Origin of the sequence: Rheinheimera sp. MMS21-TC3, from assembly GCF_032229285.1 — a bacterium.
GTDB lineage: Bacteria > Pseudomonadota > Gammaproteobacteria > Enterobacterales > Alteromonadaceae > Alishewanella.
On the sequence record NZ_CP135084.1, the window covers coordinates 464,600 to 485,790 of the forward strand.

Below are 21,191 nucleotides of genomic sequence, written 5' to 3' on the forward strand. Positions count from 1 at the left end.
GATGACAAATAAACAAAAACCACAGATATTACAGCAGAAAATAGTGGCGCGAAGCCTACTATTTAAAGTTGAGCAGTTAAATTTACAGTTTAGTAACGGTGAGCGGCGAGTGTACGAACGATTACGCGGCAGCGGTAACGGTGCTGTGATGATTATTGCCTGCCCAGATGTAGATAGCTTTTATTTAGTTCGGGAGTATTGTGCTGGCAGTGATAATTACCAGTTAGGTTTCCCAAAAGGTGGTATTGATGCGGGTGAAAGCGTAGTTGAAGCGGCTAATCGAGAATTAAAAGAAGAAATAGGTTTTGGTGCTAAACGTTTTGTTAGCTTAAAGCCTTTGGCTTTAGCCCCTAGCCATTTTAATGCTACAATGCATATAGTACTGGCATTGGATTTATATCCAGAATCCTTGCCAGGAGATGAACCAGAGCCGTTAGAACTTGTTCGCTGGTTAAGGTGTGATAGTTTAGCTTTATTACAGCAACCTGATTTCACAGAGGCAAGAAGTGTTGCCGGTCTGTTTTTAGCGCAGCAATATTTGGAAGCGAATCCGGATGTTTTTAAGTCAACTGCTTGAGCCAGTCAAAGCAGCCGCTCTTGAAGCGGGTACTGAATTGTGGCAGTTATATCAAAGTGGTAACTTTGAACAGCAACAAAAGGCTGATCAAAGCCCCGTTACCACAGCTGATCTTGCCGCTAATGCTATTATTATTGAGCGTTTATCAGAGCTTACACCTGATATTCCAATTATTTCAGAAGAGTCTCGTTTAGCCCCTTTGTCGCAACGTAGCCAATGGTCACGTTATTGGTTAATCGATCCTATGGATGGCACTCAAGAATTTGTTGCTCGTAGTGGCGATTTTGCCGTCAGTATTGCGTTAGTAGAAAATGGCTGGCCGGCATTAGGTGTTATCTATTGGCCTAAGCAAAAAGTGTTTTATTATGCGACGCGAAACAAAGGCGCTTTTAAACAACAAGGGCAGCTAATCAGTAAGATAGCGGTTAATCGATTTAAACAAGGCCAGTCTTTAAATATAGCTGTTAGCCGACGCCAGCCGCTAGAGCCAATTAAACGCTTATTACACCGTGAACAAGATGTTGCTTATATAGCCTTGGGTAGTTGCTCTTTAAAAAGCTGTCTAATTGCTGAAGGTAAAGCAGACTGTTATATCCGTATTGGACCAACAGGCGAGTGGGATACTGGCGCTGTACAAGTGATTGTTGAAGAGGCCGGAGGTCAAATACTTGATAGTGAGTTTTTACCCTTAAGTTATAATCAGCGTGATACTTTGGCTAATCCAAACTTTATGGTTCTTGGCCAAGCCAGTGTAGCTTGGCAGCAACTTATCAAGGCTAAAGCAACCTTACGTGATTTAATGCTATAAAGAGCTAAGATAAAATCGGCTAAGGGCAATTCTGCTAAAGATAGTTTTTCTTGCTATCTTTTAGCACAAAAAAAGGCTATTATAGCGCCGAGTTTTTGCCCAATGTTTTGTACCTTTATTGCAAAAACATAGAATTAATAAGTCCGCTAGAGACTGCACCCTTACCTACAGTACCCTAGGAGTTACATCATGTCCGATCTGGATCTGGGCCAATATGGCATCACAGATGTCGCGGAAGTTATTTATAACCCTTCGTATGATCTATTATTCGCAGAAGAAACTCGTCCTGACTTGCAAGGTTATGAGCAAGGCACACTGACTACTTCAGGCGCTGTTTCAGTTGACACTGGTATTTTTACAGGTCGCTCACCAAAAGATAAGTATATAGTACGCGATGATACTACTCGCGATACGGTTTGGTGGTCTGATCAAGGTAAAAATGACAATAAACCTATCACTCAAGATGTATGGGTAGAATTGAAATCATTAGTGACTACTCAACTTTCAGGTAAGCGGTTATTTGTTGTTGATACCTATTGTGGCGCTAATATTGATACACGTCTTGCGGTGCGCTTTATTACTGAAGTTGCATGGCAGGCCCACTTTGTTAAAAACATGTTTATTCGTCCAACAGACGAAGAATTAAAAAACTATAAGCCTGACTTTATTGTGATGAATGGCGCTAAATGCACTAATCCAAATTGGCAGCAACAAGGTTTAAATTCTGAAAATTTCGTTGCCTTTAACTTAACTGAGCGCATCCAATTAATTGGTGGCACTTGGTACGGTGGTGAAATGAAAAAAGGTATGTTCTCAATGATGAACTACTTTTTGCCATTGCAAGGCATCGCATCAATGCACTGTTCTGCCAACGTTGGTAAAGACGGTGATGTTGCTGTGTTCTTCGGTTTATCGGGAACAGGTAAAACAACCTTATCAACCGATCCTAAGCGGCAGCTTATTGGTGACGATGAGCACGGTTGGGATGATGATGGTGTATTTAACTTCGAAGGTGGTTGTTATGCTAAAACAATCAACTTATCGAAAGAAAACGAACCAGATATCTTTAATGCCATTCGTCGCGATGCGTTATTAGAAAACGTTACAGTGAAAGCTAATGGCGAAGTTGATTATAACGACGGTTCAAAAACTGAAAATACTCGTGTGTCATACCCGATATATCATATTGAAAATATCGTGACACCAGTATCAAAAGCTGGCCATGCTAAAAAGGTAATCTTTTTAACAGCGGATGCTTTTGGTGTATTACCTCCGGTATCTAAACTGACTGAAGAACAAGCTAAGTATCACTTCTTATCAGGCTTTACAGCTAAATTAGCCGGTACTGAGCGTGGTATTACTGAGCCTACACCTACTTTCTCAAGTTGTTTTGGTGCGGCTTTCTTAAGCTTACACCCAACCCAATATGCAGAAGTGTTAGGCAAAAGGATGCAGGCGTCAGGTGCCGAAGCCTATTTAGTTAATACGGGTTGGAATGGCACAGGTAAGCGTATTTCTATTAAAGCAACGCGCGCTATCATTGATGCTATTTTAGATGGCAGCATTGAAGATGCAGAGTTTGTGACCTTACCTTACTTTAACTTAGCTATGCCAACGGCATTACCAGGTGTAGAGGATGCGTCTATTTTAGATCCGCGTAATACTTATGGCCAAGTAAGCGATTGGGATAGTAAAGCACAAGATTTAGCTAAGTTATTTGTAGATAACTTTGTTAAATTTACAGATAACGCTGAAGGAAAAGCTTTAGTTGCAGCAGGTCCGCAATTATAAGTTAATTACTTTAGCTAAAAAGGCCGCTGCTGCGGCCTTTTTTATTGCTGCTATATTATTTCACTGCTCAGCTTCAGGGGGGAGTTGATTAAACTGCTGCTTAGGCATTAAGTTTATACTTTGATGTAACTCGGAAAAAACAATAACAATATCACCGGCATTTAATTGCTGCATAACATGCTGCACCTTATCGGTTAATGAAACCTCTTGGTCGCCGTAGTCTGTTCCCTCTCGTAACACATAATATTCAATCAGGTTATTTAAAGTGTCAGTATCAAGTTGTTGATGTGGAATTATCATTATTTAATTGCTCACGAATAAAAGTCGGAATGCGCTGGGTCAACCAAAAGGTTGGCTTAAAAATAGTGCCGCAAATAAATCCAACATGACCACCACCTTGGCTAAGTTCATAATGTATATGTTGATTTAGCTCATCAGGTGACGGAATAACTGCGTCGCTAAGAAAAGGATCATCTTTGGCATGGATAATAAGCGTAGGAATACTAATATGCTGTAAAAATGCTTTACCACTGGCTTTTTGATAATAATCTTGGGCACTACTAAAACCATGGATAGGTGCGGTAAAGATATCATCAAATTGTTCTAAATCCCGTATATTACGTAGTTTTTTAAGCGTAAGTGGAATAGGGAAGTTGGGAAATTGTTTTAACTTTAATGCTGTACTACGTTTTAATCGGCCTAATAAATAACGCTGATATATTTTGCTGCTGCCTTGATTAATGCGGTTAGCACAAGCGGATAAATCTAGGGGAGGGCAAACGGCAACGGCTGCAGCAAGTGGGTTAGTGCTAGTTTGCTCACCACAGTACTTAAGCAAGACATTAGCACCTAAAGAGTAGCCTACTGCTACAATTTTTTGCTCTGGAAAACGTTGGCCTATTTCTGTTATAACAGCAGAAAAATCAGCAGTGTCACCACTATGATAGGCTCTGGGCAGTTTATTCGGTTGGCCATTACAGCCACGAAAATGGATTAATACTGCAGGCCAGCGCAGTTGGCGGCATTGGGCTAACATAACTTGGATATAGTGGCTATTAATATCACCCGCTAGGCCGTGTAGTAGCACGACTAAAGGGGCATCAGCTGCAACTTTCGAAGGTTGCATCCAATTGAGCTGAATTTCATCACCGTCTGCTAACGGAAAAATTTCAGCTACCGTTTTTTGTTTAAATCTTGGACTTAAATACTTGGCAAAGATAGTTTGCAGATGAGCATGCTTAAGCCACCATGCTGGCGTAAATGAAGAATAAATAACTGGTCGGATCTGAGATTGCAAAACTAGGCTTCCTGATAAACAATGAATAATAACTTTTACTGAGAAATCACTTATGGATCGCCGACAATTTATACTTAGTGGTATTGCATTAGGTGCTGCATCTAGCTTAGGTATTTATGGCTGGCACAGCAGTTTTAATGAGAATAATGACAATCGCGATCTGGTATTAAGTGCGCTTTTACCTGCCTTATTATACGCTGCTTTACCTCAAGATACGACTATGGCCGAGCAGGTAAACCGGACTAAAGCGGCAGTCAGCGACTTTATGCCTTTTTTAGCCAAAAGACAGCAACAAGAATTGCAGCAATTGTTTAATTTATTAGCCAACCAAGTCACACAATTAGCATTGACCGGTCATGTTACGGCGCTGGCACAGCTTTCTATAGCCCAACGTTGGCAATTGCTAATAGCTTGGCGCGATAGCTATCTTGCAGTGTTGCAACAAGCTTATCATGGCTTACGCGAGCTGCTGTTTGCAGCCTATTATGGCCAGCCAGAGCACTGGCAAGCTCTAGACTACACTGCACCTAAGTATCGCTAACAGGATTTATATGAACCATCTTGATGCCAGTCAGTTTTTAACCGATCAACACTTCACTACCGATGTAGTGATTATAGGTTCAGGTGCCGGTGGTGGTATTGCTGCCGAACAGCTTAGTAACGCGGGTTTTAAGGTGCTCTTACTAGAGGAGGGAGCTTATTACAAGCGAGAGCATTTTGTGATGGAGGAGCGCTGGGCTTATCCAAACTTATATCAAGAAGGCGCAGCTCGGAAAACTAAAGATCAAGCCATTGGTATTTTGCAAGGCAGAACTGTTGGTGGTTCTACTACTGTTAATTGGACTACTTCTATACGTACCCCACAACCAACTTTGGATTATTGGCAAGCTGAATTTGGTCTCGACTTTACGGTAGCGCATAATCTTAAACCATATTTTCAGTTTGCTGAACAACGTTTGAATATAAAGCAATGGGCTCTAGCACCTAATGCTAATAATGCAAAACTAGAATATGGCTGTCAGCAGCTAGGATGGCAGTATACGGTGATAAACCGTAATGTAAGCCATTGCGCTAATTTAGGTTATTGTGGAATGGGCTGCCCGATAGATGCCAAGCAATCTATGTTAGTGAGTACTATTCCTGCTGCGCTGCAAAAGGGGGCTAGGTTAATATCTCGGCTTAGTGTAAGAAAGCTAGTTTGGCAGGATGATAAAATACAAAGTCTAGAGGCTGTTCCAGTAGATGCGCACTTTCAACCGACAGCAGCAGTAAAAGTTAGCATTACAGCAAAACATTATATTGTCGCAGCAGGGGCTATAGGCTCACCGGCTTTATTATTGCGATCTAAAGTGCCGAACCCCTCGGGGCGTTTAGGTAAGCATACTTATCTACACCCGACTGTAATCAGTGGCGCTTTATTTGCTGAAGATATTAATGGTCATAGCGGTGCACCACAAAGTATTTATTCTGATCAATTTGTTTGGCCAGCAGATAGCAGCCAACTTGGCTATAAGCTAGAAGTTCCGCCGATCCATCCAGTATTAATGGCTTCAAAGTTAATAGGTATGGCAGAGCAGCATGCAGAGCTAATGAAAAGCTTTAATCAACTTCAAGTCACTATTGCCTTAATGCGAGATGGTTTTCATGAGCAAAGTCAAGGTGGTCAAGTTAGCCTAGATCAAGAGCAGCAACCCGTTCTAGATTATCCTATTACTGATTATCTGTGGCAGGGTATGCGCCAAGCCTTGCTGTCGATGGCAGAGTTACAGTTTGCTGCTGGAGCTAAGCAAGTATTACCCTTACATCATGATGCCAAGTTATATAATAGTTGGGCCGAGGCTAAAGCAGGTATAGCGCAACTATCACTAACTGCGTTACGGCAAACCGTTGTGTCTGCTCATGTTATGGGTGGCTGTAATATGAGTGCCTCTGCAGATAAAGGCGTAGTAAATCAAAATGGCCGTCACCATCAACTGAGCAACCTTTCTGTCTTTGATGGCTCTATATTACCAACGAGTTTAGGTGCCAATCCGCAATTAACCATTTATGCGCTGGTGTGGAAGCATTGTCAGCACTTGATTGCCGAGTTAACACCAGTACTAGAGGATTCTTCGTTTAGAGAATAGGGTAGAAATTAAAAACTGCCACAGCAAGCTGGTTGGATATAACTTACTGCGGCAAAATGGTTAAGAAGACTCTTCTTCGTCGGTAGCAGTATTAATTTTATAAGTAAAATAGACCGCAAAGAATGCGCCTATACCAAGTAAAATACCTAAGCCGGTAAAAGAGGCAAAAATAATTGGATCATTAAAATATAAGTGCCATAAGTCCATAGCATACCCCCTTGTACTGTGGTTTATATCAATACCATAACTTATATGGGGATATAAATAGCTGATATAGATCAAAGATTAGTTGTTTATCCTGTTTTACAACGCTAAAGCTTGACGTAACTCTGTTAAATAAAGTTGTGCTGTTCTAGTTAGCGGTTGGCAAAGTTGTTGTAAATACAGCTCGAGTAAAGGGTCGCAGCTATTAGTTATCAGATTAAGGTTTGTAGTAAGAGTGTGCACTAGCCGTTGCTGCTCTTGTTGTTCCGCAATTAATTCAACGGCGAGTAAGTGTTGCTTAAATTGTAGTTGTTGTTGCTTAGTCAGTGTATTTAAACGGCTAACTTTACGGCGAAGCTGACGTACTCGCTGTGTGATCCGTATATTGTAAGTTGTTAGGCTTTGGCTTAAATTAAAAAGAGTTTGCTGACTAATACTCAACTGCTGCTGCTCTAGGTAGCAAAGTAACAGCAGCAAATTGACATTAGCCTTAAAGTTATCTTGCCAAGCTAAGCAAGTAGTTTGTACTTTAGGGTAAAAATCTAGGCTAAATTGCCAAAGCTGATTAGCGGTTATACTAGTCATGTTGCTGCCAAAACTCATTACTCATTTGTTCTAATTTTTCTTGCGCCTCAAACCAAGCTGTTTCCACTTCGGTTAAGTCGCGACTTGCCTTGGCTTGTTGGCTTAATAAAGCATTAAGATCTGCTTTACGATCAGCGTTATATATATCACTGTGACTAAGCTGCTGCTCTAGTTCTGACAGAGTAGTTTCTAATTGTTGCTGGCGGAGCTCTAACTTATCAATATCTTTTTTTATAGGCCGTAGTAGGTTACGTAAGTCTGCTTCTAAGCGTTTTTGATCTTTACGCACTTGATTACTACTGGCCGGCGTTGTGACGGCGACACTAGCTTGGTTTTGTTTCGCATCTTGTTGTAGCCATTGATAGTAATCTGCTAAGTCACCATCAAAAGGTGCAACTTTGCCATTAGCTACCAAATAAAATTCATCGGTACAGCTACTAAGTAAATGTCGGTCATGCGAGACAATAACTGTGGCACCAGTGAACTCTTGTAATGCCATAACGATAGCTTCGCGCATATCCAAATCGAGATGGTTTGTTGGTTCGTCTAGCAACAATAGGTTAGGTCGCTGATAGACAATTAAGGCTAGTACTAAGCGGGCTTTCTCACCACCAGAAAACGGCGCGCAGGCTTCTAAGGCTTTATCGCCATAAAAACCAAAGCCACCTAGATAGTCACGTAGTTTTTGCTCTGGTACTAAGGGATCTAAGCGGATTAAATGTTGTAAAGGTGAATCTTGCGGTCGCAAAGTTTCAAGTTGATGCTGAGCAAAATAACCTAAGCTGACGCCATTAGCAAACCAGATATCACCGCTTTGTGGCTGCATGCCACCAGATAATAACTTGATTAAAGTAGATTTTCCGGCGCCATTACGGCCCAAAAGACCAATACGACTACCCGGTAATAGTTGAAACTTAATTTGGCTTAAAATGACTTTATCAGCATAACCAGCTTGGACATTATCCATTTTTAATAGCGGGTTAGGTAATGACTTGGGTTCGCGAAAGCTAAAACTAAAAGGCGAATCAACATGAGCTGGGGCAAATAGCGTCATGCGCTCTAGTGCTTTAATACGGCTTTGAGCTTGGCGTGCTTTAGTTGCTTGGGCTTTAAAGCGGTCAATAAACTTTTGTAAATGGGCTACCTGCAGCTGTTGCTTGTCATAGTTTGCTTGTTGTTGGGCAAGTTGCTCTGCACGCTGGCGCTCAAACTGACTATAGTTACCTTTATATAAAGTTAGGGTTTGTCGTTCAATATGGACAATATTGTCGGTAACCGCATCTAAAAAATCGCGGTCATGACTGATCAGCAATAAGGTGCCTTGATAATTAGCTAAATATTTTTCTAGCCAAAGTACCGCATCTAAATCTAAGTGGTTAGTGGGTTCATCTAGTAGCATTAAATCAGCCCGTTGCATTAATGCGCGGGCTAAGTTTAAACGCATACGCCAGCCACCCGAGAATGACTTTACTGCTTGTTGCTGCATTTCACCGTTAAAGCCTAAGCCATCTAGTAATACCCCCGCTTTAGCTTCGGCTCGGTAACCATCTAAGGCTTCTATCTGCAAATGAACTGCAGCTAAGTCGCTTTCATCACAGTCGGTACGCACTTTCATTAATAATGGATATAATTGTTCATCGCCTTGTAAAACATAATCCATGGCGCTGCATTCAGCTGCGGGTGTTTCTTGCGCTACCGTAGCAATATCCCAACTTACAGGTAAACTAACATTACCGGCATCAGCACTAATTTTACCTTGTAATAAGGCAAATAAACTGGATTTACCACAGCCATTTGCCCCGACAATTCCCACCTTTTGTCCGGGAAATACGGTAAGATCGGCATCTTTAAATAAACATTGAACACCGCGGCGTAACTCGACCTGTTGAAGCTGGATCATGTTTTTTCCTGTACAACTGAATTAGGCTGCTAATTTACCCGTATAACTGTAACAAACCAAGGCTTAACCGCTAAAATAGCCAGCCTAATTATTAGTAATTAAGTGAGAATTATTATGACAACTCGTAAAAAGAAACGTTTTATTGCTGGTGCTACCTGCCCTGAATGTCATAAACAAGACACTATGATGTTATTTTTAGAAAATAATGTTGAAAAAGTAGAGTGTGTTGATTGCGGTTACCAAATGGTACAACCGCAAGAGCAAGTTACTAAAGTCAGCCGTAAATCAGAGCAAGTTATAGGTGTATTTAAACCATAAAATAGCTTTATACTGATTTAACAGCTTAATAATGCGGTGGCAAAGGTTCTTCTTCAGGCCTTAGAATGCCCATATCATCAGGTATTTGTTGCATCTTTTCTGCCAGCATTTTTATTTGTAACTGTAAACGCTCTATGCGTTTATGGTGTGCCAGAAGCTCCTGGCTTAAGCTTTGCACTGTATCTTCCTGAAAGGCTAGCTTACTTTCAAGTTCAATAATATGCAGATGCAAATTTTTGCTATCTTCACTCATGTTTAATTTCCCATACTTCTGCCATGCCACTAGAGCTTTCGCTAATGAGCTGATTATTGCTTAAAAAAGCCACCGCATGCACTACTGCACTAGCGGGGCGACTATTTGGCTTTACTGATACTTGCCATTGTTGCAGTTCTTGGCCAGTTTGCACATCCCATATTGCCAATTTTCGGCTTGGTGCGCCTGTGGCTAAGTAGCGGCCATCGGGGCTAAAACGTACTGCACTAAAAATCTGTTGGCGGGCTGTGAACTGTAGGCGACTTATTTGTTCGCCTGTTTGGATATCCCAAATTTGGGCTAAATCTTTACTATCAGCAGTAAAAGCATAACGACCGTTTGGGTCTAGTGCGACTTTAGTCACTCGACTTGGGTGGCTAAAACTATGAATGATTTGTGCGCTTTTAGTATCCCACAAGTATGCTTTATAGTCGTTACCGCCAGTTAAGGCATAACGGCCGTTGGGTGACATAGCTACACTATTTATGCGTTCGCTGTGGCCCATAAACTCTAAACGCCGACCAGAGGCTAAGGTAATATGCTGTACGCCGCCATTACTTTTGCCTATAAGTAGGTGGGCACCATTATTTGAGACGGCAACATCACGAATAGTTGCAGCGTCAAGTTGCCAAAAGCCATTATTCTTACCATCAGCAATACGCCATAAAGCAAACGTCAGCTGATCAGCGGTTAAGGCATAACTATTATCATGGCTTATTGCCATACTAAACACATAGTTGTCAGTATCGGCTTGATGCTGCCATTGATATAGTAAGGCGTTATTATTTAAGTCCCAAAAAGCAATACCATCTTCTATTGATGAGACAACGGCATATTGGGCATCATCAGAGATCGCCGCGGCGTAACTGCCATTAGCAACATGCAAAAACTGTTGCATAGGTGCAGTAGACTGTAACTTTTCGCAGCCAGCGAGTAAAACCAACAGAAAAATTAGCGGATATTTCATGTAGGGTGTTAACCTCATCAATACAAACAGTTAGTATAGTCCAGTTCATGGGACACTATTAAAACATACTTTTGCAGCTTTGCTGCCTAAATCTTGGAGAACCAAATGCGCTTAGTTACTAAAATGTCATTGATCGCCGTTACTGTTATGACACTTGCGGCTTGTCAAAAAGAAACAGAAGTAAAACCAGTACAATTAGATACAGATGGAGCTAAGCAAGCATATAGCTTGGGCGTATCAGCAGGCCGTTACTTAGGCGTTGCGCAAGATGAGTACGGTAAAATTGGCGTCACTTTAGACCAGCAATTAGTATTACGTGGTGTGCAAGATGCTATTGCAGACAAAGTTGCTCTAACTGATGAAGAATTACAAACTGTAATGCAATCATTAGATCAGCAATATCAAGAAAAGAAAATGGCCATGTTAGAAGCTGAAATGGCTGAAAATATAGCTGCAGGTAAAGCCTTTTTAGCAGAAAATGCAACCAAAGAAGGTGTAACTGTTACAGAATCAGGCTTACAGTATGAAGTGTTAGAACAAGGTGACGGCGCAAAACCGACAGCAGAAGATGTGGTTAAAGTGCATTACTCTGGCACTTTAACGGATGGTACTAAGTTTGACAGTTCTTACGATCGTGCTGAGCCAGCCCAATTTCCGCTGAACCGCGTTATTGTCGGTTGGACCGAAGGCGTGCAATTAATGAATGTTGGCTCTAAGTATAAATTTACCATTCCTTCAGATCTTGCTTATGGTGAACAGGATAAAGGCGTAATTAAGCCAAATAGCGTTTTAGTATTTGAAGTAGAGCTATTAGATATTGTTAAGCCAGATGCAAAATAATATCCAATCCTAATAAAAAAGCGGCATAGCCGCTTTTTTATTATTGATTACACTGAGATAGGGTCATCTGTTTGTGTTTTGTATAAGGTATTAATCAACTCATCTTCATAGCCAAAACGTTCTTCTAAGGCTTGGCCTAACTCGGATAGCTCTAAATCGAAAGGACCACTTTGCCGAGTGCTAAGATGATCTGCATATTTATCATTAAATGCTAACGCTAAATCTGTTGATATTGAAATCTTTGGATATAATTTTTCTGCTAATTGCCGGCAGTGATTATCTTTAGTATCAGATTCTGTAATAATACGCTCATAAACTTCAAAATGACCGGCTGATAAGTAATCGAGTAGAAGTTGACAGAACTCTTGAACCTGTTGTTGACTAGGTAAGGTACTGCGATCATTTTCAAATGGCGGTAAAGAGGCTAATTTACAATAACTGACAATAAGTTGTTGACGCTCATCTAACCAGCCATCAATAGCCGACAGCGAACCGCCCCATTCTTGTTGCGCTTGTTGCACCCGGGTGTACATTGCCTTCTCCTTAATTACAGCGATAGGCTGTAGTAGAATCTAATTAACGTAATTTTTTACTAAAAATCAACATATTTTTCATTGGTCTGCTCTGTTAAGCACATTATGATGATACTTATACAGAGTACCCCAGAGGTGAAGCTATGATCAAACACAGTATAGAATTAGCAACAACAAATACAGCTTATTGGATAGTTGTTAATAAAGGTAAGATTAAACTTAATAGCAACGGCGAAATTCCTTATGGTAATTTTAACCAATTAACTTTAGCAACAGAGCCTGAACAAGTATGTTTATTAGGAACTTTAGGGGGTGAGGATTGTTATTTAGTCGTTGATTATGATCAAGTTACTGATGATATGCATTTGGTTACGCCCCGAGAACTATTGCCACAGGGAGATGAGGTATTTGCGTTAGCGGCAAGAGCAACTCAAGTGGCCTTATTTTTACAGACCCATCGCTTTTGTGGCCAGTGTGGCTGTGCTATGAGACTAGTTAATTGGGAGCTAGCAGTTTTATGTCATAAATGCGGCCATCGCTGTTATCCGCGGATTGCACCTTGCGTATTAATTGCTGTGCAGCGACCGGGACAAATTTTGTTAGCACGTTCCAGTCGGCATAAAATAGGTCATTTTTCAATATTAGCCGGCTTTGTTGAGTCTGCTGAAACTTTAGAGCATGCAGCTAAACGAGAAGTAAAAGAAGAAGTAGGGATTGAAATAACGAATTTACGTTATGTAGGTAGCCAACCTTGGCCTTTTCCGCATTCACTGATGGCGGGATTTATAGCAGATTATGTTAGTGGTGACATTGTTTGTCAGCCAGAAGAAATTGAAGAAGCCTATTGGTACGATATTGATAAACTGCCGCTTATCCCAGCGATAGAAACTTTATCTGGTTTAATGATTAGACAAGTGCAGCAAAAAATGGCCAATAAAAAAGCCACATAAAGTGGCTTAACAAAATTTATTGCTATGACTCGTTTAAACGAGCTTCTTACTTCTGATTTTCTTTACTAGCGCGCTAATGTTATAGCAGATTGAATTTTTCATGACAAGCTTTTGTTGTAAAATGCTGAACTTAAGCTGTATCAACCAAGCAATTAGACCGAAGGCATGGCTGCTTTGGGTTTGCAGTGGTAAAATAGCTGCAACTATTTGTTAATGGCGGAGCCAAGATGCAATTAAAAAATGATCGTTACCTTAAAGCCCTATTAAAACAGCCAGTAGATAAGACGCCGGTGTGGATGATGCGCCAAGCTGGCCGTTATTTGCCAGAATACCGCGCTACTCGAGCTCAAGCGGGCGATTTTATGTCTTTGTGCCGCAATGCTGAGCTAGCTTGTGAAGTGACCATGCAGCCATTACGGCGCTATGCTTTAGATGCAGCTATCTTATTTAGTGATATTCTGACTATTCCAGATGCTATGGGCTTAGGATTATACTTTAGTGAAGGTGAAGGGCCTAAATTTGAACGGCCTATTCGCAGTGCTAATGACATTAAGCAACTACCTAACCCTGATCCAGAGCAAGAACTGCAATATGTTATGAATGCGGTGCGTACTATTCGTCGTGAACTTAAAGGCAGTGTACCATTAATTGGTTTCTCAGGTAGCCCTTGGACCTTAGCAACTTATATGGTTGAAGGTGGCAGTAGTAAAACCTTCCCAATCATTAAAAAGATGATGTTCACTGATCCTAAAGCATTACATATGCTGTTAGATAAATTAGCCGACAGTGTTATTACCTATTTAAATGCCCAAATTAGTGCTGGCGCACAATCTTTAATGATTTTTGATACTTGGGGCGGCGTATTAACCCCTCGCGATTATCAAGAATTTTCGTTGCATTATATGCAAAAAATACTGGATGGTTTAATTCGCGAAGCTGATGGCAGAAAAGTTCCTGTTACGTTATTTACTAAAAATGGCGGTTTATGGTTAGAAACTATTGCTAATACAGGATGTGATGGCGTTGGTTTAGATTGGACTATAAATATCGGTGATGCACGTCAGCGAATTGGTGATAAAGTTGCCTTACAAGGCAATATGGATCCTTCAGTGCTATTAGGCACGCCAGAGCGGATCCGTGAAGAAGTTAAAACTATTCTAGAAAGTTATGGCACAGGCCCCGGTCATGTATTTAACTTAGGCCATGGTATTACACCAGATGTTAATCCTGAAAATGTAACGGTATTCATTGATGCAGTGCACGAGTTTAGTCGTGCAATGCATGCAAACACCGGTAAGATTTAAGTTGTTATTTGCTTAAACTAGTAGCGATTAGCTCTTATTATTTTCATTAAGTGCTAATCGCTATAATCCATTAGTAAACCTTCAAAGTTTTCTACCGCCCAGTTACGGCGTTTGGCCTCTGCCACCGCTTGCTTTAGCATAGAAATACCGCGGCCTTTTTGGCCTAAGTCAATAAAAGCGATCCCCATAGCTGATAATAAGCTAGGATTATTAGGATCAATAGCACGTCCTTGCTCTGCTAAGCGAATAGCTTTTTGTGAGTCACGCACGGCAGGATCAGTAGACATAGCTAACAACTCAGCATAATCGGTAATAGCTGGCAAATATTCTTTTAATGCAGCGATTTCTAAATAAGATGCAGCTTTACGCGGGTCAAAATTAACGTTTTTGCTATCTAGTAATTCCTGAGCTAATAAATAAGCGGCCTTCTCATCACCACCATCTGCAGAGATATGTAGCCAATTAATGGCTTTATTGCGATCTCTATTACAGCCATTACCTGAGATTAGGCATTGTGCTAAGCGGTATTGTGCCGGCTTTGAGCCGTTTATAGCAGCCTTTAAATACCAATTTAAAGGTTCAGGATCTTGCACGATATTATTTTCTGCTAAAACAGCATGCAGATACTGATAACGAGCAGACTCCGCATTAGCCGCTGCTAAAATAGCATCTAGATATTCAGCATTATCTCGCTGATGTTTCCGAGCTTGGGCGCCTGATGCATATTCAACTTTAAATACTTGCGATTGCATTTCTAAGCGAACAGGATCGCCATAAATATCTTTAGGAGGTTCAAAGCGCCAACTTTTAATAGCTTCTAATACATATTCATTAATAGTGTCTATTGGAAAAGCTGAGACTACACTAGGGTTTTCTACAGAGCCATCTTCAGCTACGTCATAATGTACGACAGCCCATGCATTAACACCTATTCGACTGTAATAAGATGGATAATTAGGTTCAACTTTAGTGATAGCTTTTAATCTATTTTCAGCTGCAACATAGCGATTAGGCGTAGGGTATAAATTATCAAACAGAGCTTGTTTACCGTATTGATTATTTAAAGTGGTATAGACCTCTTTACCCTCACGACGCGATTTAAGTTGGGAGCGCAAAACAGAATATTGTTTATCAGCTAGAGGATGATCGCGGTCTTTTGCAATTAAGGTCCAAGCATAAGCAAGCTTAACATCAGTATCTACACCTAAACCTTCAGCATACATACGCGACAGTAAAAATTGAGCTTCAACATGCCCAAGCTCAGCTAAAGTTTCTAGTTGAGGCTTAGCTAGCGCATATTCTGCTTGCTCAAATAAAGCCTTAGCTGTTGGAAAGTCGGCTAATCCTGGTAAGGAGTAGGTTAGCCAAAAAAATACCAGACTATACCGAAATTTCATCATTTTATACCCCAAGTTACAATTTAATTATTATTATTATTGATTTGAGTTTACAACGATTTAGCAATCAAGACAAAATTAAATAATAAACGTAAACTTTTATATTATCTTTTAAGAAGCAGTACTTTAATCTTAAAATAAACGATTAAAGCCATTTAACGCTGCAACTCGATATGCCTCAGCCATTGTTGGGTAATTAAAGGTTGTTTGAATAAAGTACTCTAAAGTGTTACCACCATTCTTTTGCATCATAATAGCTTGGCCGATATGAACAATCTCAGCAGCACGTTCGCCGAAACAATGAACGCCAAGAATCTCTAATGTTTCACGGTGGAATAATATTTTTAAGCTACCCACACTAGTGTTGGCAATTTGAGCACGAGCTAAGTGTTTAAATTGCGCTCTACCTACTTCATAGGGAATTTTAGCTGCTGTCAACTCTTGTTCTGTTTTTCCCACAGAACTCATTTCAGGGATTGTATAAATACCTACAGGTAAATCATCTATTAAATGTTTATCACAATTACCATCATGAATAATGGCTGTGCCAGCAATACGGCCCTGATCATAAGCTGCACTTGCTAAACTTGGGTGCCCAATAATATCACCTACTGCATACACATTAGGTACACTGGTTTGATAACAATTATTTACTTTAACTTGACCACGACTATCAACATCTAAACCGATAGCCTCAAGATTCAGGGCGTCGGTATTGCCGGTTCGGCCATTAGCAAATAAAATACAGTCGGCTTTCATTTTTTTACCAGACTGTAAATGCAGCACTATCCCATCTTCCCGGCCTTCAATATGAGAAAACTCTTCGCCATGACGAATAGTGATACCGGAGTTCCAGAAATGATAACTTAGGGCATCAGAGATTTCGGTATCCATAAAAGATAATAATCGATCGCGAGTGTTCACTAAATCGACTCTTACCCCTAAACCACGGAAAATAGAAGCGTATTCACAACCAATCACACCAGCACCAAAAATAATGACATGCTTAGGTTCGTGCTCTAACGATAAAATAGTATCGCTGTCATAAATACGGGGATGACTAAAATCAACTTGGGGTGGACGATAAGGCCGTGAGCCGGTAGCAATGATAATATGGGCTGCTGTTATTTGAAACGGATTGCCTTTATGAGGAACTATTTTAATAGTATTGGCATCTATAAAACTTGCATTACCTTTGAACAACTTAACTTCGTTACGTTCATAAAAACTACTACGCAGGCGCACTTGTTTGCGGATCACTCCGGCGGCATGCTTCAAAATATGAGCAAAGGTCATACGGCCAGCTTGCTCTTCCAACTGGAACAAAGGGTTTTCTTTATATTCAATAAGACGGCTAACAGAATGGCGTAGTGCTTTAGAAGGAATAGTCCCCCAGTGAGTACAACCGCCACCAACAGACTGATAGCGCTCTATAACAGCAACACGTTGACCACTTTTGGCTAAATTCATAGCGGCACCTTCACCGCCAGGACCTGTTCCTATAATAATGCTATCAAAATCATATAATGGTTTAGTTTTTTTTGTTGCCATGAATTAGCATCCTTAGCGCCTAAATAAAATTGATAATAACAGTAATTCGATACAAGAAAACAGTATCAAGGGAGAATCCTACTATCTTAAGCTAAGACAGGCTGTTTTGGTACGACGTTTAATAACAGACGTTGGCAGCATCATTGTTACTAATCAAGAAAGAATGTAGTCGGTAACTTAGATTACAAATTTTAATTTACCGACATTATATCAAGCAGAGTTTATATATTAGCAGCTGTATATTTACTGTAATGAGCCGTTAATTGTGCCCACTGTTGACGTTGCAAATATAGATGTCGCTTAAACTCACTATAACGTTGTTTAAACTCACACTGACTATACTGCTCAACTAATTGCTGTTTTTTACGTTGTAACAATTCTTTTTTTACTTGGTAATAATCTTGGAGCCGTGTAATGAGTAAATTATATTCTTGCTCTAAAGTTTGTAAAATTTGTTCAGCATCAGGCAAGTGTTTTACTTTTTGCTGTAAGCGACTAAGTTGCATTTGTAATTTTGCTTGTTCAATTTTCTCTTGAGGGCAGGTTCTTAATTTACTGGTTAAGCCAACCCAAGAGGCGGCTTTAATAAACCATTTAGTAGGGTCAAACTGATACCACTTAATACCATTACGGTAATCATATTCAAAAATATGATGAAAGTTATGATAACCCTCGCCATAAGTAAAAAATGCCAGAAGACCATTGTCACGGGCTGAGTTTTTATCGGTGTACGGCTGTTTGCCCCATATATGAGCTAATGAATTAATAAAAAAGGTAAAGTGATGACTTAATACTAAGCGTAAAACTCCTGCCAGTATTAACATGCCTAGCACCTGCCCGGTAAGAACCCCTAAGAGCAGAGGAATACCAAAGTTAGTAATAATAGCTAAGCTTATATAATGTTTGTGCTGCCACATAACGATACGGTTTTTTTGTAAGTCTTTGACATTACTGTAGTCAGAATAACTTTCACCTTGGTAATCTCTAAGCATCCAGCCGATATGACTATACCAAAAACCTCTTCCTGCTGAGTAAGGGTCTTTATCATTATTATCAACGTGACGGTGATGAAAGCGGTGATCAGAAGCCCAGTGGAGGGCACTATTTTGGAGTGCGAATGCACCACCTATAGCATAGATAAACTGTAGTGCAGGATGAGCATCGTAGGTTTTATGTGCCCATAACCTATGATAACCAGCAGTAATAGACATCCCACAATAACCTAAGCAGATTACAGCAACCATGATTTCGGTCCAGCTAAAACCATAGACAATGGCATACCAAGGAACAGCAACAGCCGCAATCAATGAGGTTAGGGTAAACAATAATATATTAGTCCAAATTAATGGTGGATTTTTCATTAGACCTTCATTCAGCTTACAAGTGTACGCTAATTTTACTGGTCAAATTGCGTTGGTCAAGGTATATAATGGTTTTAATAAAAGTATTTAGGAAGAGCGGTGACTAGAGCACAACAAAAAGAGCGCACCCGAAGAGCAATTATTGATGCTGCATTTTCGCAACTTAGTGCAGATAAAAGCTTTGCTAGTTTAAGTTTGCGTGAAGTGGCACGTGAGGCGGGAATTGCACCAACATCATTTTATCGCCATTTTTCCGATATGGATGAGTTAGGCCTTACTTTAGTCGATGAGGCTGGTTTAATGTTACGGCAGTTGATGCGGCAAGCACGACAACGGATTGAAAAAAACGGCAGCGTCATTAGTACGTCAATTGAAACCTTTATGGAATTTGTCATTGGTAATAGCGATGTTTTTAGATTATTACTGCGTGAACGCTCTGGAACCTCAGCGGCATTTCGAAGTGCAGTTGCTCGTGAAATTCAACACTTTGTTGCAGAGCTAGCTGAATATTTACGAAAAGAAACGGTTTGTCCCGATGAATTAGCTAGGGTACAAGCAGAAGCTATGGTGACTTTAGTGTTTCATGCTGGGGCTGATGCCCTAGATGCCCCTGCGGAACAACATGCTCATTTAACTAGCCGCACTATAATGCAATTACGATGGTTAGCGCATGGTGCGGCTAGTTATGGCCGTAAAGCTAAAAACTAGCGTTTACGTAACCATACACCTGTTTCTATGTGAGTTGTATAAGGAAACTGATCAAATACTGCAAAACGCACTATGTCATGGCTTTGGCATAAGGTTGCCAAATTATGAGCTAAGGTATGAGGGTTACAAGAGATATAAATAATATCATTAAATCCAGCTACTAATCGCTCTGTTGCCGCATCCAGACCAGCACGTGGTGGGTCAACTAAAATCGTATTTAATTTTAAGTCAGATAAATCGAGCTTTTTAAGGCTAGTACCTTGTTGCAATGCAGTCGCAACATCTTCTGCTGAAATTTGTAATACTTTTAAATTATCAATATTATTCAGAGCGATATTATATTCAGCAGACTTAATAGAGGTTCGAGAAATTTCGGTAGCCACAACTTGATTAAAGTCAGAAGCTAAAGCAATCGAAAAATTACCGTTACCACAATATAATTCTAATAAATCACCTTTTAGTTCAGTTGCTACACGCTTAGCCCAGGTTAACATTTGGACATTCACGCCACCATTTGGCTGAGTAAAGCTGCTTTCTATTTGTTGATAGCGCAACGTTTTACCGAGTAAATCAAACTGTTCAATCACAAAATCATCAGAAACCATAAGTTTTTGCTTACGGGCACGACCAATAAACTTAACCTTATAGTTTGGTGCTAATAGTTCAGTCAATTGACGGGCGTGAATTAACCAAGTGTCATCCAGTGATTTTTTATAGATTAGCGAGACCAAAAGCTCACCAGATAAAGTGGCTAAATAATCTATTTGGTACAACTTATAGCGTAGTTCATGATTAAATTGTAATTGCTGCAGTAAAATAGGCATAAAGTCAGCAATAGTACGGCAAGCAACAGGGAAGTAATCAATACGAATTTTAGCTTTAGTCTCAGGATCGAACATAGCGTGATAGATATCATCACCATCGTGCCAAATACGAAACTCTGCTCTTAACCTATAATGCTCAGGTGCAGAAGTAAATACCTCTGGCTTAGGTGGTGAAAACTCGCTTAGAAGTTGATTGACTTCACTAACCTTAGCGGCTAATTGAGAAGAATATTGCTGGGGAAAAACCTGACCTACGCTCATCTGATAACTCTTAATACGACAAAAGGGCATTTTATGTCAGACCGATGCTAAGATCCAATTTCGATTGGACCAAATAAAAAGAGGAAGCAATGCTTCCTCTTTTTATTTGGTAAACTTGCCGTTTATTCCTCACTGTCGTCATTTTCCTGACGCTCTTTAGCTTCACGAACTTTTAGAGTGCGCTCTTGAAAATTAAAATCGTTTAGTTTCTGAATCATTTTAGCACCGTCTTTGTAGGCAACTTCAACAAACCCAAAACCACGGCGACGTCCAGTTTGACGATCTTTCATTAAACGAACATTGATAACGATACCGTAGCCTTGAAATAATTCACGAACCGCATCTTCATTAGCACGGTAAGGTAAATTACCAACATACAAAGTAGTAGTCTCGCCAGTATAGGTTTGAGCTGCAGCAACATTATGTGCTTGCTTAGGTGTAGATTTAACATCTACAAGTATAGGTACACAGAGACCAGCAAGTACTACACCTATTACAACATAAACAGCTTGAGGTAATCCTAAGTTAGGCAAAAAATGAAACGTGGCGAAAGATATAACAGCTAAAGCCAGAGTAAATGGTAAAGAAGCACGAAAAATGGGCAACATAATAATAATCCTAAATACGCTATTCTAG

23 protein-coding genes are annotated in these 21,191 nt (G+C 40.2%); 10 read left to right on the forward strand and 13 right to left on the reverse strand.

The window, feature by feature from the left end; genetic code table 11:
- Nucleotide 1: 1 nt before the first annotated feature.
- From nudE to pckA, 3 genes are all read left to right on the forward strand, one after another.
- On the forward strand, nt 2–577 hold the full coding sequence (gene nudE, locus RDV63_RS02415) for an ADP compounds hydrolase NudE (RefSeq protein WP_313907929.1): 576 nt from the start codon (nt 2–4) through the stop codon (nt 575–577).
- Entirely contained in the window at nt 555–1,385 is an 831-nt protein-coding gene (gene cysQ, locus RDV63_RS02420) for a 3'(2'),5'-bisphosphate nucleotidase CysQ (protein WP_313907930.1), read from the forward strand. Before nudE ends, cysQ begins: the two co-directional genes overlap by 23 nt.
- 189 nt (nt 1,386–1,574) lie before the next feature.
- The gene (pckA, locus tag RDV63_RS02425; RefSeq protein WP_313907931.1) at nt 1,575–3,176 is read left to right on the forward strand and encodes a phosphoenolpyruvate carboxykinase (ATP); all 1,602 of its coding nucleotides are present in this window, start codon (nt 1,575–1,577) and stop codon (nt 3,174–3,176) included.
- A 60-nt stretch (nt 3,177–3,236) separates the two neighbouring features.
- Here pckA and RDV63_RS02430 read toward each other — a convergent pair whose 3' ends face one another.
- Together RDV63_RS02430 and RDV63_RS02435 are read right to left on the reverse strand one after the other, a co-directional pair.
- Complete coding sequence (locus tag RDV63_RS02430; RefSeq protein ID WP_313907932.1) at nt 3,237–3,476, reverse strand: YheU family protein; 240 nt, start codon at nt 3,474–3,476, stop codon at nt 3,237–3,239.
- Nucleotides 3,451–4,473, reverse strand: coding sequence for a hydrolase (locus tag RDV63_RS02435; protein WP_313907933.1), 1,023 nt, complete (start codon nt 4,471–4,473; stop codon nt 3,451–3,453). Before RDV63_RS02435 ends, RDV63_RS02430 begins: the two co-directional genes overlap by 26 nt.
- 52 nt (nt 4,474–4,525) lie before the next feature.
- On the opposite strand from RDV63_RS02435, the gene RDV63_RS02440 reads away from it, so the two are divergent.
- Together RDV63_RS02440 and RDV63_RS02445 are read left to right on the forward strand one after the other, a co-directional pair.
- The gene (locus RDV63_RS02440; RefSeq protein ID WP_313907934.1) at nt 4,526–5,014 is read left to right on the forward strand and encodes a hypothetical protein; all 489 of its coding nucleotides are present in this window, start codon (nt 4,526–4,528) and stop codon (nt 5,012–5,014) included.
- A gap of 10 nt (nt 5,015–5,024) precedes the next feature.
- Nucleotides 5,025–6,599 carry a GMC family oxidoreductase gene (locus RDV63_RS02445; protein ID WP_313907935.1) on the forward strand — a complete coding sequence of 525 codons (1,575 nt, stop codon included), beginning with the start codon at nt 5,025–5,027 and terminating at the stop codon, nt 6,597–6,599.
- 60 nt (nt 6,600–6,659) lie between these two features.
- Here RDV63_RS02445 and RDV63_RS02450 read toward each other — a convergent pair whose 3' ends face one another.
- The 3 genes from RDV63_RS02450 to RDV63_RS02460 all read right to left on the reverse strand — a co-directional run bounded on the left by RDV63_RS02450 (nt 6,660) and on the right by RDV63_RS02460 (nt 9,288).
- Complete coding sequence (locus RDV63_RS02450) at nt 6,660–6,806, reverse strand: DUF3149 domain-containing protein (protein WP_313907936.1); 147 nt, start codon at nt 6,804–6,806, stop codon at nt 6,660–6,662.
- 96 nt (nt 6,807–6,902) lie between these two features.
- Nucleotides 6,903–7,388 carry a TIGR02444 family protein gene (locus RDV63_RS02455; protein WP_313907937.1) on the reverse strand — a complete coding sequence of 162 codons (486 nt, stop codon included), beginning with the start codon at nt 7,386–7,388 and terminating at the stop codon, nt 6,903–6,905.
- On the reverse strand, nt 7,381–9,288 hold the full coding sequence (locus tag RDV63_RS02460) for an ABC transporter ATP-binding protein (RefSeq protein WP_313907938.1): 1,908 nt from the start codon (nt 9,286–9,288) through the stop codon (nt 7,381–7,383). Before RDV63_RS02460 ends, RDV63_RS02455 begins: the two co-directional genes overlap by 8 nt.
- A gap of 114 nt (nt 9,289–9,402) precedes the next feature.
- Between RDV63_RS02460 and RDV63_RS02465 the strand changes: the two genes are divergently transcribed.
- On the forward strand, nt 9,403–9,606 hold the full coding sequence (locus RDV63_RS02465; protein WP_313907939.1) for a YheV family putative zinc ribbon protein: 204 nt from the start codon (nt 9,403–9,405) through the stop codon (nt 9,604–9,606).
- A 25-nt stretch (nt 9,607–9,631) separates the two neighbouring features.
- On the opposite strand, the gene RDV63_RS02470 is transcribed toward RDV63_RS02465, so the two are convergent.
- Nucleotides 9,632–9,859 carry a SlyX family protein gene (locus RDV63_RS02470; protein WP_313907940.1) on the reverse strand — a complete coding sequence of 76 codons (228 nt, stop codon included), beginning with the start codon at nt 9,857–9,859 and terminating at the stop codon, nt 9,632–9,634.
- Nucleotides 9,852–10,826, reverse strand: a complete 975-nt coding sequence (locus RDV63_RS02475) for a hypothetical protein (RefSeq protein ID WP_313907941.1) — start codon at nt 10,824–10,826, stop codon at nt 9,852–9,854. Before RDV63_RS02475 ends, RDV63_RS02470 begins: the two co-directional genes overlap by 8 nt.
- Before the next feature lie 123 nt (nt 10,827–10,949).
- Between RDV63_RS02475 and fkpA the strand changes: the two genes are divergently transcribed.
- Nucleotides 10,950–11,666, forward strand: a complete 717-nt coding sequence (fkpA, locus tag RDV63_RS02480) for an FKBP-type peptidyl-prolyl cis-trans isomerase (protein WP_313910377.1) — start codon at nt 10,950–10,952, stop codon at nt 11,664–11,666.
- 47 nt (nt 11,667–11,713) lie between these two features.
- On the opposite strand, the gene rsd is transcribed toward fkpA, so the two are convergent.
- Nucleotides 11,714–12,199, reverse strand: a complete 486-nt coding sequence (rsd, locus tag RDV63_RS02485; protein ID WP_313907942.1) for a sigma D regulator — start codon at nt 12,197–12,199, stop codon at nt 11,714–11,716.
- Between the two features lie 143 nt (nt 12,200–12,342).
- Between rsd and nudC the strand changes: the two genes are divergently transcribed.
- On the forward strand, nt 12,343–13,149 hold the full coding sequence (gene nudC, locus RDV63_RS02490; RefSeq protein WP_313907943.1) for an NAD(+) diphosphatase: 807 nt from the start codon (nt 12,343–12,345) through the stop codon (nt 13,147–13,149).
- A gap of 227 nt (nt 13,150–13,376) precedes the next feature.
- Nucleotides 13,377–14,453 (forward strand): uroporphyrinogen decarboxylase, encoded by a 1,077-nt coding sequence (gene hemE, locus RDV63_RS02495; RefSeq protein ID WP_313907944.1) that lies wholly within the window; start codon nt 13,377–13,379, stop codon nt 14,451–14,453.
- A gap of 53 nt (nt 14,454–14,506) precedes the next feature.
- Here the strand turns inward: hemE and RDV63_RS02500 are convergent, their stop codons facing one another.
- The 3 genes from RDV63_RS02500 to RDV63_RS02510 form a co-directional block, all read right to left on the reverse strand.
- The gene (locus RDV63_RS02500) at nt 14,507–15,853 is read right to left on the reverse strand and encodes a TonB family protein (protein ID WP_313907945.1); all 1,347 of its coding nucleotides are present in this window, start codon (nt 15,851–15,853) and stop codon (nt 14,507–14,509) included.
- A 129-nt stretch (nt 15,854–15,982) separates the two neighbouring features.
- Nucleotides 15,983–17,401: a Si-specific NAD(P)(+) transhydrogenase gene (sthA, locus tag RDV63_RS02505; RefSeq protein WP_313907946.1), complete on the reverse strand. Its 1,419-nt coding sequence runs from the start codon at nt 17,399–17,401 to the stop codon at nt 15,983–15,985.
- Between the two features lie 221 nt (nt 17,402–17,622).
- On the reverse strand, nt 17,623–18,762 hold the full coding sequence (locus tag RDV63_RS02510; protein WP_313907947.1) for a fatty acid desaturase: 1,140 nt from the start codon (nt 18,760–18,762) through the stop codon (nt 17,623–17,625).
- Nucleotides 18,763–18,861: 99 nt separating this feature from the next.
- Between RDV63_RS02510 and fabR the strand changes: the two genes are divergently transcribed.
- Nucleotides 18,862–19,470, forward strand: a complete 609-nt coding sequence (gene fabR / locus RDV63_RS02515) for an HTH-type transcriptional repressor FabR (RefSeq protein ID WP_313907948.1) — start codon at nt 18,862–18,864, stop codon at nt 19,468–19,470.
- On the opposite strand, the gene trmA is transcribed toward fabR, so the two are convergent.
- Together trmA and RDV63_RS02525 are read right to left on the reverse strand one after the other, a co-directional pair.
- A complete protein-coding gene (gene trmA / locus RDV63_RS02520) occupies nt 19,467–20,555 on the reverse strand; it encodes a tRNA (uridine(54)-C5)-methyltransferase TrmA (RefSeq protein ID WP_313907949.1) in 1,089 nt (362 codons plus the stop codon). The genes fabR and trmA overlap by 4 nt on opposite strands.
- A 122-nt stretch (nt 20,556–20,677) precedes the next feature.
- Complete coding sequence (locus RDV63_RS02525; protein WP_313907950.1) at nt 20,678–21,163, reverse strand: RNA-binding protein; 486 nt, start codon at nt 21,161–21,163, stop codon at nt 20,678–20,680.
- Nucleotides 21,164–21,191: the final 28 nt, after the last annotated feature.